This window comes from Alteromonas sp. PRIM-21, from assembly GCF_027563165.1.
Classification (GTDB): Bacteria; Pseudomonadota; Gammaproteobacteria; order Enterobacterales; family Alteromonadaceae; genus Alteromonas; species Alteromonas macleodii_A.
In genome coordinates this window covers 20,164-44,291 of record NZ_JADOEK010000002.1, presented here as the reverse complement: position 1 = coordinate 44,291, position 24,128 = coordinate 20,164, and the positions used below count along the sequence as shown (strand labels likewise).

Below are 24,128 nucleotides of genomic sequence, written 5' to 3'. Positions count from 1 at the left end.
GACCCTTCTATAAAACGCCTTAAAAGCGAGAGAATCCATCACCATTAAGTTGTATTTATTACATTCGAAATAACATCAGCATCCGTTTCATTAGCATTCTTGCGGTTAAAGCTAATACCTTAGTGCTAGTTTTGTTCAAAAATCACACTCCAAAAAATTATTGGTAAGACCTCTTGGCTAATTTAGGAGGCAACGCTTCGTTTGGGTACGCTGTCTAATAATTAAGTACCACTTCACTTATTATTTATAGTAATGACCTAGTGGTTAAGTTGTATTTTTGTACTAATTTTTGCGTTAAGGGTGGCAGGTTTTCTAAATTGCGTTATAAGTTTTAATCGTTAGTTATATCAGACCGAATGAGAAGGTTTCGTGATTAAAGCATTATTGCTAATTATGGAATCTAACTATGAAAACAAAGCCTTTTAAAACAGGCCTTTCAGCACTGTCATTAGCCCTACTTCCGCTAATGGCTTCTAGCCACGCACATGCCGCGAAAGCCGAAATTTTCGATGACAGCGTTATCGTTGTGTACAAAGAAAATGTGAGCAAAGCGGAAAAAATGCGCGCTCGTTCATCAGTGGGCGCAAGAATCAGTGACGCTAATCGTGATGAAGTTGATGATCGATTCGCCAACCTTCTAAATGGCCGCATTGCCAAACTTCAACTTCGTGGAAAATCGGTTAAAGACGCCATTGAAACTTTGAAGAAAAACCCAGCGGTTAAAATTGCCGAGCCAAACTTTTTATATCGCAAAGCATTAATTCCTAACGACCCGTCTTACGGTGACCTGTGGGGGTTGGATAATACCGGACAAGCAGGCGGCACCGCTGATGTAGATATTGATGCACCAGAAGCATGGGAAATTACAACAGGTGATAGCGATGTAGTGATAGGTGTTATCGATACCGGCGTTGATTACAACCATGAAGACCTTGCAGATAATGCATGGGTAAACCCAGGTGAAATCGCCGGCAACGGCATTGATGATGATGGCAACGGCTACATTGATGACGTTTACGGAATTGATACAGCAAACGGTGATACCGACCCTATGGACGATGATTCTCATGGTACGCACGTAGCTGGAACTATTGGTGCTGTGGGCGGAAACGGTATAGGTGTAGTTGGCGTAAACCACGATGTGTCTATCGCTGCCTGTAAGTTCCTAGGTGCAGATGGAACGGGTTCAACCGCTGGAGCTATCGAATGTATTGATTACTTCACCGACCTAAAAGAAAACCGTGGCGTCAACGTAAAAGCTACGAACAACAGCTGGGGCGGAGGCGGCTACAGTGAAGCGCTAGAGACCGCTATTGAAGTGGCTGGCCAAGCTGGAATTTTGTTTGTTGCTGCAGCAGGTAACTCTGGTTCAGACAATGACAACGTCGACAACTATCCGTCTAACTATGTCACTACAACAAACAGTTTATTGGCAGTTGCAAGTCACACTCGAACTGACGGCGATAGCGGCTATTCATACGGTCTGGAAACGGTGGATATTGCAGCGCCAGGTACAGCTATTTTATCTACTATACCCGGTGACGGCTATGCCGCATACTCTGGTACATCAATGGCTACGCCACATGTTGCGGGTGCAGCGGCTCTTGTATGGTCATTAAACCCAGAGCTTACACCGTCAGAAATGAAAGAGCTGTTAATGACTACCGGTGAAACTAGTCTTTGGGCTGACGGTCGCACAGTTTCAGGCAACCGTCTTAATGTGCTAAATGCATTAGAGGAAGCTGATCCAACGCCTGGCTTTAAGTTGGGCATCACACCAGGCTCAGCGGAAATTGAAGCAGGTGAAGCTTATACTTTCACTATTGAAGTTGGCTCAATTGCTGGCTACGAAGAAGAAGTACAGCTTTCTCTTGCCGAAGAAAGTGACATTGCTTATTTAAGTGCTAACACGGCAATGCCTGGCGACTCCGTTACGCTTACAGTGGAAACCTCTGAGGATACGCCTTGGGGCGCTTATAGCTTTATCGTTAATGGTGTAAGTGGTGATATTGAGAAGTCTAAATCTGCTAGCCTTTACGTTTACCCGCAAGGGCTAAATGAGTTCCCTTACGCATATTCAGGCGATGCTGTACCTACGTTACCGAACGAAGAAGATCCAGATGATGTGGGCGTTGATCTCGTGATCAATGTACCGGATGACTTAACGGTATTTGGCATGCAAGCGTCGGTAGACATCACGCATACATATAGTGGTGACCTAGTACTATCACTTACTTCCCCTCAAGGGACAACTACCGTTCTGCGTCAAAACCAAGGTGGCGGTACAGATGATATCGTTGAGAGCTATAACACTGATGCCTTTAACGGTGAAGTGGCTACTGGCGATTGGACCTTGAACGTGCTTGATACCTTCAACGGAGATAACGGTACCGTTAACACATGGAGCCTAGTAGTCACCGGTATTGGTGAAGTAGGGCCAACACCGCCAAATTCTGCATTTACTTACGACGCTTCAGGTCTATCAGTGAGCTTTACTAACTATAGTAATGACGTTAATGAGGACATTGTTAGCTACAGCTGGGACTTCGGTGATGGTGCAACTTCAACAGAAGAAAATCCAACTCATGTTTACGCAAGTACAGGTGCCTATGATGTAACCCTTACGGTTACTGACTCTGAAGGCCAAACTGGCATTTCGACAGAGACAGTGTCGGTTTCAGACAGCAATATTGTTGCCGAAATTGACCGCGCTATGCTTTCTCGCTTCGGCTCTCTACGTGTAGATTTATCTTACAGCGGCTCAATGGCTGATACTGTAATGATTTATCGCAATGGTGAACTACTTGAAGAAGTAAGCAATACTGGTCGTTATCGCGATAGAAGCCGTGGCGTTCAGCCTGGCGAATATACCTATATGGTGTGTGATGAAACGTCTGCGTGTTCAGCGCCAGTAACGGTAAACCTTTAATACCGCGTTTGGTATTGCTATTACACGCAAAGTAGTTCTTAGCATCTAGCATTTAGCATTTAGCATGCTAAACACTAAAACTTAAGTAACTGCCGGCCATGGATAGGCCGGCTTTTTTTATGCAAAAAATTGAATACACCGCCAATCTAAGCCATCGGCTTATTCCCTATAAGCCAAATACAACGTAAACTTTATGCATTAAGATAATAATTAGATTTTTCCATGCACATACTCCTCATTGACGACCATGAGATTGTAAGGGACGGCATTAAAACTCTTATCGAGCAAGAGTATGGCTGGCACGTCGCTTACGCTGTAAGTTCATTAAGCGCACTCCCCTCCTTCGCGTCTTTAGACGACATAGATGTAGCAGTTTTGGACATTTCCTTAGCTCAAGAAAATGGTTTTGACACGCTTATCAAAATTAAGAAAGAGGCCCCATTTGTAAAATGCTTGATGCTAAGCATGTACGATCACGTGGGTTATATTAGTAAAGCGCTTGAGCTTGGCGCCGATGGCTACGTTACAAAAAGTGCCGCCACAAAAGAGTTAATGGACGCCCTTGAGTCACTAGAAAAAGATGAAAACTATCTAAGTTCAGATATCAGTAAAAAATTAGCGTTTGGCGATAAGCGTCTGACCTCCATTCTCACCGAAAGAGAAAAGGAAGTTTTTTTGCTACTAGCTAAAGGTTTCCAACCTAAACAAATTGCCTATCACATAGATACTGCGCCAAAGACAGTCATGGTTCACAGAACTAATATTTACAAAAAGCTGAATGTTACGTCTCAATTTGGCTTGCTTCGCATAGCATTAGAAACCGGATACTTAGATGTATCTGACGTCATCTATGACGACACCCTAGTCAAAGCGGATTAATGAATATCACGCGGTATATCAACACTACCTATTTACAGATGGGTTTGATATATACCGGTCTATTTCACAGCGTATGGCTATTTAGCACCCAGTTTGAAATTATATCAGGCACTGTGAGTTGGTATTTACCCGCTGGCGTTCGCTTGGCCGCCTTTTTGTTATTACCGTTAGCAAGCTGGCCCTTGTTGCTTTTTTCAGAAAAATTAACCCACTTCATTTTATTCCACCCAGGGGGCGTTCTTGATAACACCGCCTTTTTAAGCGGAAGTGTCGGCTGGTATTTAGTGCACTTGTTCATATCACCCGCAGTAGTTTGTGGGTGTGTTTATGTCTTTAGGCGCCGCTTTGCAGCACCTTATATCGATAATGTCCGCAGTACCCTTGCTACCTTGGCATTCGGCGTGCTGATAAGCGTAGCGCTAGGCGCTGTGTTTCTCGGCAGAAGAGCTATTGAAGTACAAACTGACCTAGCGTCTTTTCTTTCTATTTTGTTCGATTTCTCTCTTGGTGACTTTGTAGGAATTATCGTTCTTTGCCCCCTTCTATTTGCGCTATACACTCGCCAGTACGTTAATAAAAATGAATCAACACTGTTTATAACCGTGGGAACATGGTTACTTACTTTAGTTTTCAGTAGTTATCTCTATTCTCAAAATATTAATATCAGCTATCAAATTAAGTACCTCGCGGTATTTCCGGCCCTCTTCTTATCGTATCGCTATGCTGTGTTCGGTAGTGCGCTATCTTGTTTGTTTATTGGTATTACAGCGTTTGTAGTAGCCAGTCAGAGCGCTTTACCTCCCATTGAACATCAATTTTATATTTTAGCGCTATGCGTAAGTTGTCTCATTCTAGGGTCTTCTATCAACCAGTCGAGTAAGTTGAATAAAAAACTGGCCCGAAACAACGAAGACCTTGAAATTGCAGTACAAAACACACAAGCCCTCGCTGCCAAGCTAGTGGCATTACAAGAGGATGAAAGAAAGCGTTTATCTCGCGATCTGCACGACGATTTTGGCCACCGCATCGTCGATTTAAAACTTCAGTTATCATTGATTGACACAACCAGAGACCACGACATATTGATCAGCAAAATAGATGCTTTGTACCAGGCAATGAAAAAGAGCCTAGGCGGTTTACGCCCCTCCGGCATCGACACTCTTCCCATCGAGAGCGTGATTGAACGCTCCGACATCATAACTACGCTAAAGCGCGCAAAAATAAATTTTTCATTCAATCTTAGCGGTACGCCTATTAATTTTAATCCCGAGCAAAAAATACACATTTATAGGATAGTTCAGGAGGCGGTAACTAATAGCATCAAGTACGCTAACGCGAAGACACTTTCTATTGATATTTCCTATGAGTCCCAAAGTGCAACATTCACTGTAGCTGATGATGGTGCGGGTATACCCGACACCATAGAAGGTACAGTTGACGCTAAGCCCACACTCGGCCTGCTTTCCATGAAAGAGCGCGCTAAGTTGATAGATGGAACACTTGATATAACTAGTTTTACCCCATCAGGGACTGTGGTTCGCCTTTCTATCCCCACCTACAACATTCAATAACACTTTTTATAAACTGAACTAAGATGAAAAATTGGACTTACCAATAAACGTAATAAAGACTTCACTTTTCGCGCTTTACTGATCCTTACCGACGCTATAAGCGCCCTCTTTCCAAAAACAATAAAACCCTCTAATTTTCATAATATTAAACGTAAAAAAAGGTTGGAACACCTGTACCGTTAAACAGAAATTCATAAAACAATGACAAAAAACACACAAAACAGGTAGACCAATTAATTTTATTAACCTAAGATTGGTTATACACAATGTAATACAACACAAAGAGTTATTGTTATGACGAAGAAAGTAGCACTGGTAACTGGAGCAACAGGCGGCATCGGATTTGAAGTTGCTAAACGACTTGGCCAAGACGGTTTCACTGTTGTTTTAAATGGCATTGAAGACGATAAGGGCGCAGAGCGTGTAAAAGAGCTTAGCGACTTAGGTATTGAAGCAGAATACTATGGCTTTGACGTTACAAGCGATGAAGCAGTTGATAAAAACGTAAAAGCGATTGGCGATAAATACGGCAAGATCGACGCCGTCATTAATAACGCCGGCGGCCTTGGCGGACGCAGCCCAATGGAAGAAATGACAACAGAGTTTTACCGCTTTGTTATGGCACTGAACCTTGATAGTGCGTTCTTCGTTTCTCGTGCAGCTATTCCTTACTTAAAGAAATCTGACAGTGGCTCTATCGTAAATTACACATCTAATGCTGGTTGGAACGCTGGTGGCCCTGGTGCGGGTATCTATGGTGTTTCAAAAGGTGCGGTACATACTTTGACCCGTGCACTTGCTAAAGAACTTGCACCAGCAGGTATTCGTGTAAATGCTGTTTCTCCTGGCACCATTGATACGCCTTTCCATGCGCAAATTAAAGCGACTAAGCCAGAAGTATTTGCTTCTTGGAAAGATAACATCATGCTTGGTCGCCTAGGGCAGCCTGAAGAGGTTGCGTCTGTAGTGTCTTTCTTGGTAAGTGAAGATGCGTCATTTATTACTGCTGAAACCGTTCAAATTGGTGGCGGTCAGGCACTAGGGATTTAATCGTCACGATGTTTCCTGATAAACCACTTACAGAAGACGACCTGAAAACGCTTTCGAATACCCTGGTTAACGCACGCAAGCAAGCCACTGTATTAGAAACTTTTCCAGGTGATGTTCCGACAACTTTGGACGCGGCCTACCGCGTTCAAGACATGTCGCTTGAACAGTGGAACGACGAGATCACCGGCTGGAAAGTAGGCATGGTGATCCCCGAACTTCGCGATCAGATGGGCGCAGAGCGCTTAATGGGCCCAATCTTTAAAAAGGTTACCCATTTCATCGGTCGTTCCCATGCAAACGATGAATTTGTTGAGCTAGAAGTCTACGCTGGCGGTATGGTTGCTGTTGAAGCCGAACTGGTATTTGAACTGGGAGAAGAAATTACGCCCGGCTCAATTGATACCAAGGGTCCGTTAAAGCACCTAATCAAAGCTGTGTATGCTGGTGTCGAGATAGCCAGTAGCCCTGTTATTGATTTAAATAGCTATGGCCCCACTGCCATCATCAGTGACTTTGGTGTAAACCAAGGAATGGTAATTGGTGCCCCTATAGCGTCGTGGGATACAGTGATTGAGAATATGCAGACATCTGTGTTCATTAATAAAGATCACATTAATACTGCACCATCGAACAACGTATTACGCGGGCCTATGGCGGCTGTTGCTTATTTAATTGACCAAGCTGCAGCGCGCAATATTACCCTTCCAAAAGGCTGTATGATTTGTTCAGGCGCTATTACTGGCGTACATGACACGGTGGCTGGTGCCACATCTACAGTCACTTTCGAGGGTGTTGGAAATATCAACATGAAGCTGATTCCTGTATCAGCTTAAACCGACCTGCTAAAGCGGTAGTTTACTACGGTCAATTACCGCTTTTCTCTTTGCTTTTTATGCTACATTGTTGTTGATTTAACTACTATTTTGACCATTGTATGCAAAACACTTTCTTTAAACGTCAAGCCCAGTTGATTAAGCACAGCTTAGCCATAGCTACTTTTATAGCCGCTTTCTCTATTCTAAATGGCTGTGTCAGCACCCAGAATGAAAACCCTTATACTTACGCCCCTTCTTCGTCACCTTATCAAGACGTGGTTAACGCGCAGCAACGAGCTGTGGAGGAAAGCAAGCTGCTTCTGGTTGTCCTGGGAGCACAGTGGTGCCATGACAGCACAGGCTTAGCTGAGCGCTTTGCAACAAAGGAAATGGATCTTATTCTACGCGCCCATTATGAAACCGTGTTTGTTGACGTAGGAACGCTTGAAGACAGAAGAAATATAACCGAGCGATTCAACTATCCGATTTACTACGCCACGCCAACTGTGATGGTTGTAGAGCCTAAAACCAGTGCATTGTTAAACAGAACGACGATGGATATTTGGGGGCGGGCCGATAGCATCCCTTTATCAGAGTACATAACGTACTTTTCCCGTTTTCCCGCTATGACTACTGCGCAAAAAGCCCCATTCATTAATTGGAAAGCAACAGATGAAGAAGCCGCCTATAACAAAGAGCAGGCAATTAGGCTTCAAAGCGCGTATGACAAGCTTGGGCCCCTGCTTGCACAAGATTTACAAGGCGATACTCCAGAAGGGCTTAATCAGCTATGGAGAGAAACCAAAGGCTTTCGTACTGAGCTACAACAGACACTCATTAAACGTGCTGAACTCTCGCTAGACGCTGAGAATAGCAACGGAGTAAACACCACGCCGGCGCTGCGCCATTACAACCCGTTTTCATGGGAACATAACTAAAACATTAGTTTTTAAGGAACATCAAAAAAGGGCCTTTTATACAAAGGCCCTTTATCAATCAACTATCATTTTACTGATAATAATATAATTTTTTACGCTTCAGCACTGTTTGAAGCCCTATTACTAGTCGAACTGGTCGACTGGCTATTTCTACGCTTAGCAGGTCGTCTAGCAGTACCTTCGCTTCCTGATTGTCTTTGTCCTTTAGGTTTACCGCCGCCACTGTTACGTGTATTTGGCTTGCCCCCGTGAGGGCTACCATTTCCACTACGGTTGCCCTGTCGTTGTCCCGCTTTCTTATTACCGCCAGTTGAGTTGCCTGCACCGCTATCACCCTGAGATGCTTTTGGTTTTTTCGGTTTTTTGGGCTTTTTCGGCTTAGAAAGCGTGGTAACAGGTACAGCTTGCTGAGGCTCAAAACCTTCAAGGGTTTTGCGAGGGAGCAGCTTTTGAATGAGTGTTTCGATATCTTTTAGGTTCTGTAATTCTTCGGCAGAAGCGAAAGACCAAGCTTGTCCGCTCGCACCAGCGCGCCCAGTACGACCGATTCTGTGAACGTAGTCAGCCGCTGTGTTCGGCAAATCCAGGTTCACCACTATCGGCAGTTCGCTGATATCTATGCCGCGTGCAGCGATATCGGTCGCCACCAGAACTCTAATCTCGCCACTTTTAAAATCAGCAAGGGCTTTGGTTCTTGCCCCCTGACTTTTGTTTCCGTGGATGGCGGCACTTGGAATTTTCGAGCGGCTCAGCTTTTCCGCAATTCGGTTGGCGCCATGCTTGGTACGGCTGAAAACTAATACTTGCTGCCACTTTTGCTGCTTAATCAAACAAATTAGCGCGGTCGTCTTTTTAGACTTATCAATAGTCACCAAGTGTTGCTCGACAGCGTCCACCGTTGTATTAGCAGGGGCGGTAGAAATACTTACAGGATCACGAGTTATCGTTTTCGCCAGTGCCGTAATCTCATCAGAAAACGTAGCTGAGAAAAGTAGGCTCTGACGCTCCTGTGGCAATAGTTTCAACACCTTTTTAATGTCGTGGATAAAGCCCATATCAAGCATTCTATCGGCTTCATCTAATACCAATACCTCAAGCTGTGAAAACTTCACAGCGTTTTGCTGATACAAATCGAGCAATCGTCCAGGGGTAGCAATTAGTACGTCCACGCCCTTACGAAGCTTCATCATTTGAGGGTTTATGCCCACCCCACCGAATACGACGGCGGTCTTTAATGGCAAAAATTCACTAAACGCTCGAATGCTTTCTTCTACCTGAGCAGCAAGCTCACGAGTAGGTGTTAGGATAAGCGCGCGAACATTATTGCCAGATACTGGCGTGCCAGACATTAATCTTTGTAAAATAGGAAGTCCAAATCCCGCGGTTTTCCCTGTTCCCGTTTGCGCAGCCGCCAGCACATCCTTTCCTTGCAATACTTCTGGTATTGCCTTTTCCTGGATCGGTGATGGCGTACTAAATCCTCGTTTTTCAATAGCTTTTAACAAGGGTTCAGCGAGCCCTAATTGGGTAAATGACATTAATAAACTCCTGTCATAGGTATTTATAAAAAGTTGCTAACCGCGAAGGTATAAGCGTTAGTGCTTTATTGCTAACCGTGGGGGGTTATAGATTACTGGGAAAACCTAAAGAGACACGCCATTGCCAACTTGGCTTATTGGTGTTTGACATCAAGAAAAGAACGTAGGTGTTTACTCTTACAAATTGCGCGTGGAGTCTACCACTAAACACCTTAGGCCACCAGCGCATTTTTTGTTCAAAAGACACCTAAATAAAACATGGCCCTACCCCTTCATACAATTTCAATCTAATTACTAATTAAGAAATGACGTAAACCGTCTATACTAAATTTGTGAATAAGTGACGGCCCTTTCCTACATTTTATTCAAAGTCGTTACTGCCGGTCCATACAACTTAAAAGAGCATTTTTTGAAAAGTCTTAGGTCAGAGATATCCTTCAATACGCTTGCATCTATTTCAATAGTTAGTGCCCTAATCATAGGCTTGTCCATTTATGTCTACGAAAAGCTTTATATTGAGTTTGTCTCAGAAGAAGTTGATGCATTAGGCGTTAACATGGCCGTCGATCTTATTGATTATATCGAAGAGCCTGCCGGCAGTTTTAACCAAACGGAAATTCTGCTTCGTTTAGATGAGTATGAATACGCTGAAGCGGCTTATATTTTCAGTAGTGACGGTACGCTTTTAAATATTTATATAGGCCCCGCCGGCTTTAAAGACGGCCCTAATAATCTTCAAGAAGTAAGCCCCCTATCTCCCGAGCATCCTAATTTTGACCGCAACATAGCAAGCTTACCACTAGGATTACATCGCACTTCTAATAAAGTAATTATGGTAAAAACGGTAGGCGAAGACATTTACCCAATGGGAAAACTAGCGCTGCTGTTTAACCTTGAAGAAGCATTAAAAGTCAGCCGACAAAGATATATAATTTTGGTTACTCCTTCAGTAGCTTTTCTTATCGCTATCTCGCTAATCATATCTGCTCGAGCGCAACGTAAAGCAATGCGCCCCCTTAGTACACTGATTGAAACCATGGATAGTGTGGTAGATGACAAAACGTATGATGCTAAGGTAGAGGAAGGAGATAAGAGAGAGATGCTCGCTTTGTCTCGCGCATTCAATAATATGATGACAAACATCAAAGCGCAGTCTGAAGCTAACCGGCAAAAAACTGAGATGCTACAAAAGCAGCAGTCCCAGATGGAGCGACTTGCCAATTTCGATGCGTTAACAGGACTTCCTAATCGTCAATTTTTGATGAAGCTCTTATCAAATGAACTTACCAAAGCGCAAAAAAACAATTGTGAACTTGGTTTATTGTTCATCGATTTAGATGGTTTTAAATCGATTAACGATTCTTTTGGTCACGACACAGGGGATAGATTTCTTCTACATATTAGTTCACTAATGGAAAACGCACTCAGTGAAAGTTGTACTCTAGGGCGTTTGGGTGGCGATGAGTTTGTCGTTATCGCTCCAGATATTGACTCGCCCACCCAACTAGAAGATATAGCTAAAAAGATTGTAAATACCGTATCGAAGTCCCATACGGTCAACCAACTAAGGCTAGATTCAAGTGTCAGCATAGGGTTAGCGCTAGCAAGTAATTGCAATTATGCCGCTACCAACTTAATTACTAACGCTGACGTTGCAATGTACAAGGCTAAGGACAATGGTAAAGCAAGATATGTGTGGTTTACCGATGAAATGTTAGCGCATACGCAACGTAAAGTTCTTATTTCTACCCGAATCACTGATGCACTTGAAAACGATGCTTTTTATCTCAGCTATCAAGCTAAGGTGGATGCAAATAAAAACGTCATTGGGCTTGAAACCTTACTTCGTTGGCACGATGAGGTGTTAGGTCAGGTGTCCCCTGCTGAGTTTATTCCCATTGCAGAACAAACCGATAAGATTTCACTAATAAGCCTTTGGGTATTAAAGCAACTTAGCCATGAATCGCCCATGCTAATAAAAGCCTTTGGAAGTCATATTACTTTATCAGTGAACTTAAGCACCCATGACTTAAATAATCACAATGTCACACACTATATTCTCAATGAGCTAAATACCGGAAGGCTCCCAGCGTCGAACTTAGAGATTGAGATTACAGAATCAGCTTATATGAATAGCTTTAATGTGGCTAATGCGTTCTTTGAATCGCTTAAAAAGCTGGGTTGTAAACTTGCACTGGATGATTTTGGAACGGGCTATTCTTCCCTTAGTTATCTAACTCAGTTTGATATAGATACGCTCAAAATAGACCGAAGCTTTATCAATAATATAGGCGCTTCTAAGCAGTCAGAAATGATCACTAAGACCATAATTGAAATGGCTAAGAGTTTAAACTTCTCTGTTTGCGCAGAGGGCGTGGAAACGCAAGAACAAGCTAACTTTTTAACCAGCCATGGATGTAACATGCTACAAGGCTTTCTTTATAGTAAACCCCTTCCCATGCTGGACTTAATTCACAGCTTTTCGGTGAAGACACAACAATCCTAGGCCTTATAACCATTTAAGGACTTCGATAAACAACCCGAATATTCTCTGGTAGCTCTGTGTCGGCTGGGACATACCCGATAGCGCCATCATTATTACTAACGTAAGTTATCAGAGCATCCAAACTGTTAAATTCGACCGGCGGAGTTTGGCGTCCACTGAAGCGCATTTGGGCCCAATAGGATTGAATACGCGACTCTGGTAAAGCAATAATTTTTGCATTGAATACAGCGCGTATTCTAATCCCTGGGCTCAAGGCGACCGGGTCCAAAACATAGTTTTTGATTGTTCCGCTGCTCATGAAGAGGTTGCGAACTTCCCCCTTTGTAAGCGAGAAAGCTTTATCAGCAACATTAGCAACAACCCAAACTCCTTCCTGTGCTATGGCAATTCGAGAGCTTATAAGAATTAGAAAAAAGAGCGTATATTTTCGCATTAAAATATCCACTCTACCGCCACTTGATACAAGGTAGCGTTTCTATCGAAGGCGTTGTCTTTTACTTCATAGAACGATGTTCTGCCTTCTTTACCATCAAGAATCGACAGCTCAGCTTTAAGTGCAATATTGGTTTTTACATCCCACCTTGCGCCAAGAGTCCAAGTATCAAGATCATCCGTCGGAAAAAAGCTATTTAGCTGCTCAACTGCAAAATAAAGCTGATCGAGTTCAGGCGACACACCTACAGGTATTACATTGTCGATGGTATTGAGGGATTGTCTGGATGAAGCATAAGTTAAGTGTAAAAGAACCTCATCAAGATAGTAGCCATATGAAACATAAAAACTTTCTAAATTCGCAAGTACATCGATATCAGACGAGACCTTCATCCACTCACCGCTTACATACCAACTAAGCGTGTCATAGCTGGCACCCAGTAAAAAAGAGCCCGCGCGATCGTTAATATCAAACTGTTCAGCTATAGAGTCAAAACCAGCAGCTCTAAGCCCCTGTAAAAATGGGGCAATTTCATCAATGGTAGTTTTGACTTTGGGGGCATTGATAGTGGCTGTTCTTAATTGCAACCCACCGTAGTTCACTTCAATAACACCACCAAACATATTGTCTACTGCAACGTCTACATTGATACCGCTTGAAGCTAGCTCATCTTCATACTTTCCGTAGTAAGCCTCAAAATCTACAACTACGTTGCCAAATGACCTTCTCAACCTTGCATTTCCGCCTTCATATTGAGAGAACAAATAGCTGCTATAGAGTTGCTGTGGAGCATTAATCCATGGGTAAGCAAACCCAACATCAATAACATCAGAATACTTTAAAAAAGGCGTGCGCAACCGGCCCACATTAATTTGAAAACTTTCACTAGGTGCGTAGGTTAAATACAACCACTCTATACCTGACTCTCTATCGTCGTCGGTATGCAAGAGAAATTGAGCTGAAGCGGAGAACGATGATGAGTAAGTATAGTCAGCCTGCAAAGCTATAAGTGATTTTTCAGAAAAGCTTATGCTGTCGTCATACCCTTCATAAGTAGCTTTTTTTGTATCAAGTTGACCTGCAACCGCCCTTGCAAAACCTGAAAACTCAAGTTCACCGGCACGGCTTTCGGCAACAGACAAGAGTAGAGCGGCTGCAATGGTGAAAGGCAGCACTATCAATTTGATCATAGTCACGTTTTCATTCTAATTGTATAAAGCTAGCGCCACTGCGTTGTATGCGCGAACTATTTCACTAATGATAGCTCGGTTAAGTTATAACACCAATTAATACGCTGAAAAATCAAAAAGCTGGAGAATGTGCCAGCTTTTTGAGGACTGAAAATTAGGAAGGTGACGGGTTCGTTACACTTGCGAACATGCCTCTGTGATGAGGTTCCACTGTTTATCTGCTACCCATTGAGGTTTCGCAACCCAAGTACCGCCTGCCGCAAACACATTACCTAGCGACAGATAGTCGTTGAAATTTTCTGGCGACACGCCTCCCGTTGGGCAGAACTTTGTATCTTTAAATAATCCACCTACCGCTTTCAGGAAAGACGCACCACCTGACAAAGATGCTGGAAACAGCTTCATTTCTCTGAATCCGTGTTCCCGTGCTAACACGATATCTGATACATTCGATACACCCGGCAGCACAGGTAAACCAGAGTCTACCAGCATAGTCAGCAGGCGCTCGGTTACCGCAGGCGTCACGATAAAATCCGCTCCAGCATTGATAGCGGCATCTAAAGATGCTTTATCGATTACGGTACCAGCGCTAACAATCATCTCTGGCATCGCTTCTTTAATAGCTGTGATGCATTTCGCTGAATTTTCCGAACGCAATACAACTTCAACGGTGTTAAGGCCCGCAGCTGACATTGCTTTAGCAATGGCCACACCGTCTTCTACATTATCGGCTTGAATGATTGGGAGCAGGGTTTGGCCGCCCATAATGTCTGATATTTTTTTCATGGTTTGTCTCTTGTAATACGAGGGGCGGATGCCCTTATAAGTTCGATATAGTGTTTTATTTAGTATTCGAATACTTCGCTTTAAGTTACTTAAGCGATAGATGCCACTAGGTCTGCATAAGCTTTTTTATCTACAATGGCGCCAGGGTGCTGAATCACAAAACCTGCACATTTAGCGGCTTTGTTTACGCAGGCCTCAGGGCTTTCGCCCGTAAGATACGCCCCAAGAAAAACACCGTTAAAAGCGTCGCCAGCAGAGGTAGTGTCAACAACATTAGTAACAGGGGTTAGCCCTACTTCTGAAACCTCTCCCTTTTCATCAACTAGTGTTACAGCGCTGGCGCCATTTTTAATAACGAGCTGCTTAAATGAGAAAGGCGCTAAAAAGTTTATGATCTCTTCCACCGTTTCAAACCCATATAAGAAGTTAAAGTCTTCTAATCCAGGTAATGCGACATCAGCGATTTCAAACGCTTTTTCATACAATGCAGTGGCATCATCCCTACCCTTCCAGAGGGCTGGTCGATGATTCATATCAAAAACAATTTTGGTTCCACTTTCTTTAAGTTTTGCAAGTAAACGCCAAAACTTCGGTAAGTCTTCAGTATTTAAAATAGCGAGCGAAATACCTGAAAATAGCACTAAGTCTAAGGCAGTCATGGAAGCTTTATCGTCATCAGTAAGCTGAGACATCAAGCACTTCGCGGCAGAATCATTGCGCCAGTATGTAAAAGAGCGCTCGCCTTCTGCATCGGTATAAATTTTATAAAGCCCAATATGTTTGTCTGGGTGGGTAAACAGGAAGCGTGTATTAATCGACTCGCTTTGCGCAAAGTCGAGCATTTCCTTTGACAATGCGTCACTACCTACTGCACTGACAAAATAGCTATCTAATTGAGGAAACGTGCGCTTTAAATAAACGGCAGAATTGAAGGTGTCGCCAGCAAACCCTTCTTCTAATACACCGTTTACTTTTTTAAGCTCAGCCATGCACTCACCAATAAAACCAACTCTCATATCATCCACCCTACGAACTCGTAGTCTTTAATTTTTACTGTAATTACTTTTCGTTGCATAAGTTGCGCGCTAGTTTGAGCATCTTTACTCAGGGCAGCGACATTCGTCTTTCGCTTTTAAGAAATCGACAATGTCGATGCCTTTTGTATTTTTAAATGTATTGCCGCTATGCGATGTTTGCGGCTCTCCAACAGTATGTTCAATTTTGACCGGCGCACTTGCGTTGAACTCATTATTTTTAATCTGTGTTTTTTGTACGCCGTGAAGAAAGATGCTTGCTTTACGCTTGTTTCTTTTACCCAAACCTACATTCGTTAACACGTTTTTAGCTATCGTTACCTTGGGCCCAAAAGTACTCTCGTCGGTGCCACCGCGATAGATAAGTGCTAGTGCACCTTTGACATCGCTAAATGTGTTGTTTTCTAAATTCAACACTTCAACGTTGTAGATACCTAAATCATCTTTTTCTTTATTTAACGCCAGTACGTGACCTGAGACAGTGTCAAATTGGCTATTAGTGATAGATAACAAAGTCGCAAAGCTTCGGGCGCCTGCTGAAAAGAAGTGATAGCTATGATTTATGTCTAGGTCAGTTACTGTCACCTTATCCATAGTGAATCGGTAATTAGTTAGCATGCCCCACTTTTTAGTGCGGATGAATGTATTTCCAGCCGCATCTGGCGCATCACTGCCTGAAAGCGTTATGCCTTCAATTTCCAGTGACCCATTATCACTTATTTCAAAAAGAGCAGAGCGCTGGGGACGGATAATGACTTTTGCGTTTTTGCTTGCTTTTACAGAAAGAGTTTTAGTTATCTTAACGATTTTTTGCTCGCTATAGACGCCATCATTAAGTATGAGAACGTCGCCATCTTTCGCTTTAGCTACCGCTTCAAAAAGCGAATTTACACCTGGCTCTACAGTAATTTCATCTCCTGAACCAAACGGCGTTTCGTACTCTTTTTTCTGATACCAACTTGGCCCTACCTCTGCTTTTTCAAGCGGTTTAACACTGTCGTCAGCCCCTACTTTCATCTCCTTAAGAGAAATACTGTTCGATGAAGATAGCTGTATATCGCTTCGTTTCGTAAAACCTTTTTCAATTTGACTCTCTACGCTGTAGTTAGCCACATTGTTTGTAAATGCTATACCGCTAATGTCATCAAAAAAGCTAAATGTAGTAGGCACCGTTTTAGCGATAACAAGGTTGTTAGCAAAAACGCTATCTACAGGTGGCGCTGAACGTTCTTCGTCTGCTCCTGCAGCCAATTGAATGTGCGACACGTCAATGAAAGTATTGTGGTGTATGTTGGCATTCTTTACTTGGTGATAGCGGTTTTGAGGTGAGTTGGGCACGCCATTCATTACTGTAAACCCACTGCCAAAGCGGTAGCCAGTAAGTCCTTTAAACACGTTATTTGCTACTTCTTGATCAGCATTAATTACACGTACCCCACCCGTGTTAGGAACACCATTTCCTAAAAACACGTTATTGGTAATTGTGTTACCGTTTCCATGCCTTAGCGTTAGCGTACCGCGAGATTCAATGAAGGTATTGCCGTGAAGTACGTTACCGCCTGATTTAACGCTGATAATTTCTACTTCGCCGTTACACCGGTCAAACACATTGTTTTCGACTCGGGTAAAAGAGTTTTCAAGTGAATAATGGCTGGTACCAATTCTTAAGGTTTCTCCACCATTTGAGCCTAACTCAGGTCGATAGCCAAAATAATTGTTGTCTATCTTGTGATAGTTTTCGACGCTATCCTTTGAATCTAACCTTACTGCTACAGTTACGCCTCGGTTTCGCTTGCCTGCTAAGTACGAACTATCTAGCCTATTGTGTTTTCCATACAGCGCTATCCAATAGTCACTTTCAAATTTGTCTGGCTTAGAATAGTCTTCAATAACGACTTCAGTGACGCGGGTATAATTCGCAAGTTCGTTTTTACTTGTTCTGTAGCTAATTACTGAACCTGATGGAGAGTAGCCGTCTTTAAATACAAGCCCAGATACAATTAAGTGGTTTCCCGCAATAGATAGGTTTGATTGGCCGGAGAGAATAACACCGCCTTTGCTTTGCGCTCTCAGTGTAATCGGCTCTTGTTCACTTCCTTGCGCCTTGAACTTAATTTCGAAATCATGGTAGGTACCATTTTTTAGTACGATATCATCGCCAGGGGCAACTTTCTTTAACGCGTTGAGGTAGCTTTTTTTAGAGTCAACTAAGTAGTCTTCGGCGTATGCCGCTGTATTAAACGCCAAGAGAGTAATAATTCCGATCGCTGACTTACAGACATTTGCTACTTTCATACATTCCCCATTTCGCTGGCAAGGTCTGCGGTGATATCTACCGCGATAGTGCTACTGACCTTGCTAAATCGTATAAATCGCACATAAATTGCCAATCTTCTTTTGCAAAAACGCAATTATGCTGTTATTTATTTGTTACTGACTGTTTTAGAATCTAACCAATAAACAGACCAAAAACAACCAATTTATTTTACCAATAACAATAAAATGTATTACCAATTGCAAGAGCTTTTCTGCTCATAGAGTGCTTCAACGCACAGTGCTCGGGACTTTGCGCTTTATGCTAGTTTCGATATACAATGGTCAGATAGAATTAATTTACCAATTGTCTCTTCTTTTTAGGTAAGCAACAGGCAAACAAGGGCTGTAAATATGAAGACTCGTCGTCTCTTCTGGAGCATAGTTGAAAAACTTGAAGCGCTAATCGATCAAGGAATTTATCCTGAAGGTAGCCGCTTACCCGCAGAAAGGGAGCTCGCGGAGACGTATAACGTTAGTCGCCCTACTATCCGTGAAGCCATTATCGCGCTGGAAGTACGAGAGCGTGTAGAAGTAAAAACCGGTTCAGGTGTATATGTCTTGCATCAGAAAAAACAAGGCCAAGCCACCAAGCCGATCAGCGCATTCGAGCTTACTCAGGCGCGAGCGCTTGTTGAAGGTGAAGCTGCCGCGCTTGCGGCCGCAACTATTTCAGATGAAGAATTAGAAGCACTGAAACAGACCCTGGTTGAGATGCAGACTCCGCAAAAAGCGGACGAGGCGGACCAGCGCTTCCATCAGATCATTTCTCAAGCGACACGCAATAACGCCATTATGCTTTCAGTTGAAAATTTATGGGAATTGAGAAGAACTGTCCCTCAGGTTATATCAGCCTATAGCGATGTATGCTCACAAGGCGAAGAGCAAAGGCTTAGAGAGCATACGCTTATCTATGATGCCATTGCTAGCAAAGATACTGCAGGTGCAAGACGAGCAATGCATCAGCACTTTAACCGCCTTATCAACGCCCTTTTTGATGCGAGCGAAGCAAAAGCATTAGAAGAGATAAAACGTAAAACTGATGAAACCCGTGGGCTCTACTCTATCGCTCATCTAAGACAGTAGTTACGACTACGTACTTTTCTTGTTACAAAATAAAACAGGCTTCTTATTTCTAAGAAGCCTGTTTGCTTTGTAGGGTACTCTTGAGAGTAACTGTTTTTATTATTTTTGCTTTAAAGCGCAAAACAAAAACTACGGTTTGCCATTAAGTTTACACTCTTCAACATGCCGATTTTCGTATAAGCGCATAGATAAGCTAGTCCACACTCTGCTTAAACAAGCAGCAGAAAACAAATTCATATTACAATTCGGCCTTACCAGATGTCAACCAATTATTATTACCAATATTTGAAGATTTCAATTTTTCTATCTAGTCGACAAAAATCATTCAGTAAAAATATTATCTTTGCTCGAGTCACTTACTGTAAAAAAAATATAAAAAACATTTAATTTCAGTAAATTAGACAGACTCGTTATCCATCACTTTATGTCTAAAAGGCTAAATCGCGTGGTGTCTCCCCTTAATTCGCTATAGAAAACCGCCAAAATCTGTATGACCAGTGGTGAATAAACAATCGATACATGTTGATTCAGTGAAAAAAGCTTTACCCTAGCTAGTATTAAAGATAAAAAGCGCGCAGGAACTCCACGCTCTAGTAACAACATCCGCACTTACATTGCGCGATAAACAAATGAAGTAGAACACATGAATGTTGATAGTTTAACTCAGCACTTAGAAGAGAAGTTAGCCATAGTCAAAGCATCGGTGGTGTCTGATAGCTTCGTTATTCAGCTTACGACTATTGTTGTGATTTATTGCTGTGCTTATCTACTTGCTAAGCAAGTAAAAAAGCCGTTTAAGCTTATGCGAGAAAAGCCAAAAAATGGTGCTCATACCATGAGCGGCCTTCTGTACAACCTTGGTGAGGCACTTTTTCCGCTTATAACCATAAGTACGCTGAAGATTACTACTGTATTAGGTGCGCAATTTCAGTTTGATGCATGGCTATTAGAAATAGCTGTTGTTGTCGCATTGATGCTATTTGTAAGCTCTTTAATTAAAGGCTTTGTTGAGAACAGCACAATAGCCGCTTTTATGCGCTGGGTGGGCCTTCCCATCTTGTTTTTACATCTTATCGGCTTACTACCGCTAATTACCTCGGCACTAGAATCGATAGCTATATCTGTAGGCAATGTTGAAGTTTCTGCTTACGGCGTTACTCGAGTACTCCTGTTCGGCGCTTTGTTATTTTGGCTAGGGCGAAGCTCTAATGCTATTGGACAAGATATCATTAGAAATCAAAAGTCTCTTGATGTGTCTACGAAGGAAGTGTTCGCTAAGCTATTTGAAGTTGCGCTTTTCTGTATTGTATTTCTCCTATTGCTTAACGTTATGGGGATCAACCTTACAGCGCTAGCTGTGTTCGGCGGGGCTTTGGGTGTGGGCTTGGGTCTGGGGCTTCAATCCATCGCCTCAAACTTTATATCGGGTATTATTATTCTGTTGGACAAATCGTTGACTGTTGGCGATTACGTTGAACTGGAAGACGGGCAGAAAGGTATTGTTAGAGAGTTTAAGATGCGCTACGCCGTATTAGAGACTTTTGATGGCAAAGATATTCTGGTACCGAACGAAAAATTTATTAGCTCTTTGCTGATAAACTGGACGCATAAAAATCAAAAGCAGCGTTATCGTATTGATTTTTCAGTTGCCTATAAAACCGATATACGCGCGCTGGTAGAAATCATCAAAGAAGCGGTATCAGAGCACCCGCAAGTGATCAGTGGCGACAATATCCCTTTTGAAGAACTACCGGACTGTGAAATAGACAGTTTTGGCGACTCAGGCGTAAACATGTTTGTCGAGTTTTGGATGGAGGGTGTAGACGATGGCAAGAATCGCGTGGGAGGTGACTTGCTACTTACTGTCTTTGAAACACTGCGTGAGCACGATATTGAAATCCCTTTCCCTCAACGAGAAGTTCGGGTTATCAACGAGCAAAGTATTGGTATCCGAAATACCACGCCATAGGCTTAGAACGAATATTAATTAGTGCATGATAAAACCGTACCTTCGCGCTCGTTAGAACCTGGCGCGGAGAGTATCCCACTGCCACTCTTGGGCAAACAGGCCAAGCGTGTGAGCAAACTTTTTATAGTCTTCTTTACCCATTGCCGACGCTACCGTTTTCAACTGAGATTTTGCCTTTATAGCTTTAACCTGAAGTAACTCTAACCGCTTATCCGCACTTGAATCGAAGTTCTCGCTAATGATGGCATTCGCCTTATCGGTAGCCTCCCATGCGGTGATCACATAACCCACAAGCTTAATGTAAACCCCGACCATTCCTTTTCTTTCGAAAATGTTCTCAAACATAGAGCCAGATAACAATTTATGAAAGCTTGCTTCTGTCTCGAAGGCAACGAATGACTCCGCGTTTTTGAGTTCTTCTAACACATTGTGCAGAAGTTTTATGTGAGCGGCGGAATTAATAGCATTGTCATTTAATGCATTAATATCCTCACTTAGCATTTCTAAGTTTACCAAGGTACGTTGAAGGCTAGCCATCGCGATATTTGTCTGTTGAGGCAAAAAGTAAAGATTCAGTGTATCGAAATAAAGAAAGCTTTGCGACGCTCCCAAGGCCATTTTAGCAACATTAACAATTTATAAAGTAACTGTGAGTTCAGCGTAGAAAAAGGGCGCCGAAGCGCCCTTTTAAACTTTGATACTATCGCTAAGAAGTTCGCGATAGCAGACTCGCTCTATCTATTTACCTATTTACCTAGGCTGGCATTTAGGTCGTAACGTAAGTCGAAGCGGTCTAGCGTCATCACTTTAGTCCATGCATCCACAAAGTCTTCAACAAAACGTTTCTTCGCATTGTCGTAAGCATAAACTTCGGCTACAGCACGTAACTCGCTGTTTGAACCAAAGATGAGGTCTACAGGTGTACCTGTGTACATAACTTCACCAGTGCTTCTGTTCACACCTTCATATACCGATGGGTTATCAGTTTTTCTCCACTTAACACCCATATCAAGTAGGGTTACGAAGAAATCGTTATTAAGCGTGCCTACTTTGTCAGTGAATACACCGTGTTTGGCATCACCTACGTTAGCCCCTAGTGAACGTAACCCGCCTAATAATACGGTCATTTCAGGTACAGTCAGGTTCAGTTGATCAGCCTTGTCTACCAACATGTCAGTCGGCGAACGATAGCTGGCTTCAGCGTTGTAGTAGTTTCTAAACGCATCAGCTGTCGGCTCTAGTAAAGAGAAAGAGTTAACGTCTGTCTGCTCTTGGGTTGCATCTGTACGACCTGGTACTACAGGTACAGTTACTTCAACACCCGCGTCAGCCGCTGCTTTTTCGATAGCTGCTGCACCACCAATAACAATCAAATCGGCAAGTGACACTTTCTTCTTAGAGAACATGCGCGAGTTGTAGTCTTCCTGTAGTTCTTTAAGCTTAGACACTACTGCTTTTACTGTCTCTGGCTCATTAGCTTCCCAACTCATTTGTGGCTCTAGCGCAATACGTGCACCATTTGCACCACCACGCAAGTCAGAAGCACGGAAACTTGCCGCCGCTGCCCACGCTGTTTTTACAAGCTGCTGAACCGTTAGACCACTTTCTAAGATGTCTGCTTTAAGCTTTTTAACGTCTTTATCAGAGATCGTTTTGTAGTCAGCTTTAGGCACAGGATCTTGCCAGATAAAGTTTTCTTCTGGGATATCGTTACCTAGGTAACGTGCTTTTGGTCCCATATCACGGTGTGTTAGCTTAAACCATGCTTTAGCGAATGCCGTTTGATACTCTTTAGGGTCAGCCAAAAAGCGTTCGGCAATTTTGCGATACTCAGGGTCATACTTAAGCGCAAGGTCAGCAGTGGTCATTACAGGAGGGTTTCTCTTACCTTCCACGTGTGCATCTGGCACTGACTTGTGAAGCGATTCATCAGTAGGAACCCACTGAATAGCACCAGCTGGACTACGGGTTTGCTTCCACTCAAAACCAAGTAGGTTTTGAAGGTATAAGCTTGTCCATTTAGTCGGCAATTGTGTCCACGCCCCTTCTAAACCACTGGTAACTGTGTCTTCAGCATTGCCTTTTCCACAGTTATTTTTCCAGCCTAGTCCCTGCTCTTCTAAGCCTGCGCCACCTGGCTCAGCTTCTAGACAATCAGCAGGCTTGTGTGCTCCGTGCATTTTACCGAATGTATGACCACCAGCGATTAGCGCTACAGTCTCTTCATCGTTCATCGCCATGCGACTGAATGCAGTGCGAATGTTTTTCGCAGATCCCATTGGATCAGGTACACCTTTAGGACCTTCAGGGTTAACATATATTAGGCCCATGTGCGTAGCACCCAGTGGACGCTGAAGCTTGCCGTCGCGCTCTTCACGGTCACTAGCTAGCATTTCTACTTCCGGACCCCAATACACCATATCAGGTTCCCAATCGTCGGTACGACCACCAGCAAAGCCATAGGTATCGAAACCCATATTTTCCATACCCACAGTACCGGCAAGGATCATCAAGTCGCCCCAAGATAAACTTTCACCGTATTTTTGTTTGATTGGCCATAGTAAGCGACGAGCTTTATCTAGGTTGCCATTGTCCGGCCAGCTGTTTAATGGGTCAAAACGCATTTGGCCGCCATCACCGCCACCGCGGCCGTCTAAAGTACGGTAGGTACCTGCGCTGTGCCAAGAAAGACGAATAAAGAAAGGACCGTAATTGCCAAAGTCTGCAGGCCACCAATCTTGAGACGTAGTAAGCAGCTCGTTTATGTCTTTTTTGACTTCATCAAGGTCAAGTTTGGCAAAAGCTTCAGCGTAGCTAAAATCTTCGCCTAGCGGGTTGGAACGGTTGTCGTGATCTCGAAGCGCAGAGAGATCAAGTTGATCAGGCCACCAAAACTGATTCGTCTTCGCTTGGAAAGCTTTAGTCATCCCTGTGCCTTTAGCACCAGCGGGCTTACTGATCTGATCATTAGCAATAGCACCTGATGCGCCTAGCGAAAGCGCCACTAGTGCCGATAACGTAGTTTTTTTAAACCTATTTAAAGTCATGGTCTTTTCCCATCTGAGTTTGTTTTAGTTATCAAGCGATAAGC

Annotated in this window: 17 protein-coding genes; 9 read left to right on the top strand and 8 right to left on the bottom strand. The window is 43.2% G+C overall.

What is annotated here, in order from left to right; translation table 11 throughout:
* Positions 1-406: 406 nt before the first annotated feature.
* The 6 genes from IW644_RS04640 (at position 407) to IW644_RS04615 (ending at position 8,182) form a co-directional block, all read left to right on the top strand.
* Entirely contained in the window at positions 407-2,929 is a 2,523-nt protein-coding gene (locus IW644_RS04640; protein ID WP_269916607.1) for a S8 family serine peptidase, read from the top strand.
* A 222-nt stretch (positions 2,930-3,151) separates the two neighbouring features.
* Positions 3,152-3,808 (top strand): response regulator, encoded by a 657-nt coding sequence (locus IW644_RS04635; protein ID WP_179984522.1) that lies wholly within the window; start codon positions 3,152-3,154, stop codon positions 3,806-3,808.
* Complete coding sequence (locus IW644_RS04630; protein WP_269916606.1) at positions 3,808-5,379, top strand: sensor histidine kinase; 1,572 nt, start codon at positions 3,808-3,810, stop codon at positions 5,377-5,379. Before IW644_RS04635 ends, IW644_RS04630 begins: the two co-directional genes overlap by 1 nt.
* A 294-nt stretch (positions 5,380-5,673) precedes the next feature.
* Complete coding sequence (locus IW644_RS04625) at positions 5,674-6,429, top strand: SDR family NAD(P)-dependent oxidoreductase (protein WP_179984524.1); 756 nt, start codon at positions 5,674-5,676, stop codon at positions 6,427-6,429.
* Between the two features lie 8 nt (positions 6,430-6,437).
* A complete protein-coding gene (locus IW644_RS04620; RefSeq protein ID WP_269916605.1) occupies positions 6,438-7,262 on the top strand; it encodes a 2-keto-4-pentenoate hydratase in 825 nt (274 codons plus the stop codon).
* 101 nt (positions 7,263-7,363) lie between these two features.
* Positions 7,364-8,182: a thioredoxin family protein gene (locus IW644_RS04615; protein ID WP_269916604.1), complete on the top strand. Its 819-nt coding sequence runs from the start codon at positions 7,364-7,366 to the stop codon at positions 8,180-8,182.
* A gap of 92 nt (positions 8,183-8,274) precedes the next feature.
* On the opposite strand, the gene IW644_RS04610 is transcribed toward IW644_RS04615, so the two are convergent.
* Positions 8,275-9,720, bottom strand: a complete 1,446-nt coding sequence (locus IW644_RS04610; RefSeq protein WP_269916603.1) for a DEAD/DEAH box helicase — start codon at positions 9,718-9,720, stop codon at positions 8,275-8,277.
* Positions 9,721-10,129: 409 nt separating this feature from the next.
* On the opposite strand from IW644_RS04610, the gene IW644_RS04605 reads away from it, so the two are divergent.
* Complete coding sequence (locus IW644_RS04605) at positions 10,130-12,226, top strand: EAL domain-containing protein (RefSeq protein ID WP_269916602.1); 2,097 nt, start codon at positions 10,130-10,132, stop codon at positions 12,224-12,226.
* 13 nt (positions 12,227-12,239) lie between these two features.
* Here IW644_RS04605 and IW644_RS04600 read toward each other — a convergent pair whose 3' ends face one another.
* The 5 genes from IW644_RS04600 to IW644_RS04580 all read right to left on the bottom strand — a co-directional run bounded on the left by IW644_RS04600 (position 12,240) and on the right by IW644_RS04580 (position 17,964).
* Complete coding sequence (locus IW644_RS04600) at positions 12,240-12,671, bottom strand: hypothetical protein (RefSeq protein ID WP_269916601.1); 432 nt, start codon at positions 12,669-12,671, stop codon at positions 12,240-12,242.
* Positions 12,659-13,849, bottom strand: a complete 1,191-nt coding sequence (locus tag IW644_RS04595) for a hypothetical protein (protein ID WP_269916600.1) — start codon at positions 13,847-13,849, stop codon at positions 12,659-12,661. The genes IW644_RS04600 and IW644_RS04595 overlap by 13 nt, the downstream gene beginning before the upstream one ends.
* Before the next feature lie 174 nt (positions 13,850-14,023).
* Positions 14,024-14,635 (bottom strand): bifunctional 4-hydroxy-2-oxoglutarate aldolase/2-dehydro-3-deoxy-phosphogluconate aldolase, encoded by a 612-nt coding sequence (gene eda / locus IW644_RS04590; protein ID WP_269916599.1) that lies wholly within the window; start codon positions 14,633-14,635, stop codon positions 14,024-14,026.
* A gap of 89 nt (positions 14,636-14,724) precedes the next feature.
* On the bottom strand, positions 14,725-15,651 hold the full coding sequence (locus IW644_RS04585; RefSeq protein ID WP_269916598.1) for a sugar kinase: 927 nt from the start codon (positions 15,649-15,651) through the stop codon (positions 14,725-14,727).
* A gap of 84 nt (positions 15,652-15,735) precedes the next feature.
* A complete protein-coding gene (locus tag IW644_RS04580; RefSeq protein ID WP_269916597.1) occupies positions 15,736-17,964 on the bottom strand; it encodes a polysaccharide lyase 6 family protein in 2,229 nt (742 codons plus the stop codon).
* 372 nt (positions 17,965-18,336) lie between these two features.
* Between IW644_RS04580 and IW644_RS04575 the strand changes: the two genes are divergently transcribed.
* Entirely contained in the window at positions 18,337-19,068 is a 732-nt protein-coding gene (locus IW644_RS04575; RefSeq protein ID WP_179984532.1) for a FadR/GntR family transcriptional regulator, read from the top strand.
* Between the two features lie 643 nt (positions 19,069-19,711).
* Complete coding sequence (locus IW644_RS04570) at positions 19,712-21,037, top strand: mechanosensitive ion channel family protein (RefSeq protein WP_269916596.1); 1,326 nt, start codon at positions 19,712-19,714, stop codon at positions 21,035-21,037.
* A 51-nt stretch (positions 21,038-21,088) separates the two neighbouring features.
* On the opposite strand, the gene IW644_RS04565 is transcribed toward IW644_RS04570, so the two are convergent.
* Both IW644_RS04565 and katG read right to left on the bottom strand, forming a co-directional pair.
* Positions 21,089-21,655, bottom strand: coding sequence for a hypothetical protein (locus IW644_RS04565; RefSeq protein WP_269916595.1), 567 nt, complete (start codon positions 21,653-21,655; stop codon positions 21,089-21,091).
* A 128-nt stretch (positions 21,656-21,783) separates the two neighbouring features.
* The gene (gene katG / locus IW644_RS04560) at positions 21,784-24,084 is read right to left on the bottom strand and encodes a catalase/peroxidase HPI (protein WP_269916594.1); all 2,301 of its coding nucleotides are present in this window, start codon (positions 24,082-24,084) and stop codon (positions 21,784-21,786) included.
* Positions 24,085-24,128 lie beyond the last annotated feature (44 nt).

Coding starts and splice junctions, on each gene's coding strand:
- IW644_RS04640 (WP_269916607.1), top strand. CDS start 407: ATGAAAACAAAGCCTTTTAAAACAGGCCTTTCAGCACTGTCATTAGCC.
- IW644_RS04635 (WP_179984522.1), top strand. CDS start 3,152: ATGCACATACTCCTCATTGACGACCATGAGATTGTAAGGGACGGCATT.
- IW644_RS04630 (WP_269916606.1), top strand. CDS start 3,808: ATGAATATCACGCGGTATATCAACACTACCTATTTACAGATGGGTTTG.
- IW644_RS04625 (WP_179984524.1), top strand. CDS start 5,674: ATGACGAAGAAAGTAGCACTGGTAACTGGAGCAACAGGCGGCATCGGA.
- IW644_RS04620 (WP_269916605.1), top strand. CDS start 6,438: ATGTTTCCTGATAAACCACTTACAGAAGACGACCTGAAAACGCTTTCG.
- IW644_RS04615 (WP_269916604.1), top strand. CDS start 7,364: ATGCAAAACACTTTCTTTAAACGTCAAGCCCAGTTGATTAAGCACAGC.
- IW644_RS04610 (WP_269916603.1), bottom strand. CDS start 9,720: ATGTCATTTACCCAATTAGGGCTCGCTGAACCCTTGTTAAAAGCTATT.
- IW644_RS04595 (WP_269916600.1), bottom strand. CDS start 13,849: ATGATCAAATTGATAGTGCTGCCTTTCACCATTGCAGCCGCTCTACTC.
- eda (WP_269916599.1), bottom strand. CDS start 14,635: ATGAAAAAAATATCAGACATTATGGGCGGCCAAACCCTGCTCCCAATC.
- IW644_RS04585 (WP_269916598.1), bottom strand. CDS start 15,651: ATGAGAGTTGGTTTTATTGGTGAGTGCATGGCTGAGCTTAAAAAAGTA.
- IW644_RS04580 (WP_269916597.1), bottom strand. CDS start 17,964: ATGAAAGTAGCAAATGTCTGTAAGTCAGCGATCGGAATTATTACTCTC.
- IW644_RS04575 (WP_179984532.1), top strand. CDS start 18,337: ATGAAGACTCGTCGTCTCTTCTGGAGCATAGTTGAAAAACTTGAAGCG.
- IW644_RS04570 (WP_269916596.1), top strand. CDS start 19,712: ATGAATGTTGATAGTTTAACTCAGCACTTAGAAGAGAAGTTAGCCATA.
- IW644_RS04565 (WP_269916595.1), bottom strand. CDS start 21,655: ATGGCCTTGGGAGCGTCGCAAAGCTTTCTTTATTTCGATACACTGAAT.
- katG (WP_269916594.1), bottom strand. CDS start 24,084: ATGACTTTAAATAGGTTTAAAAAAACTACGTTATCGGCACTAGTGGCG.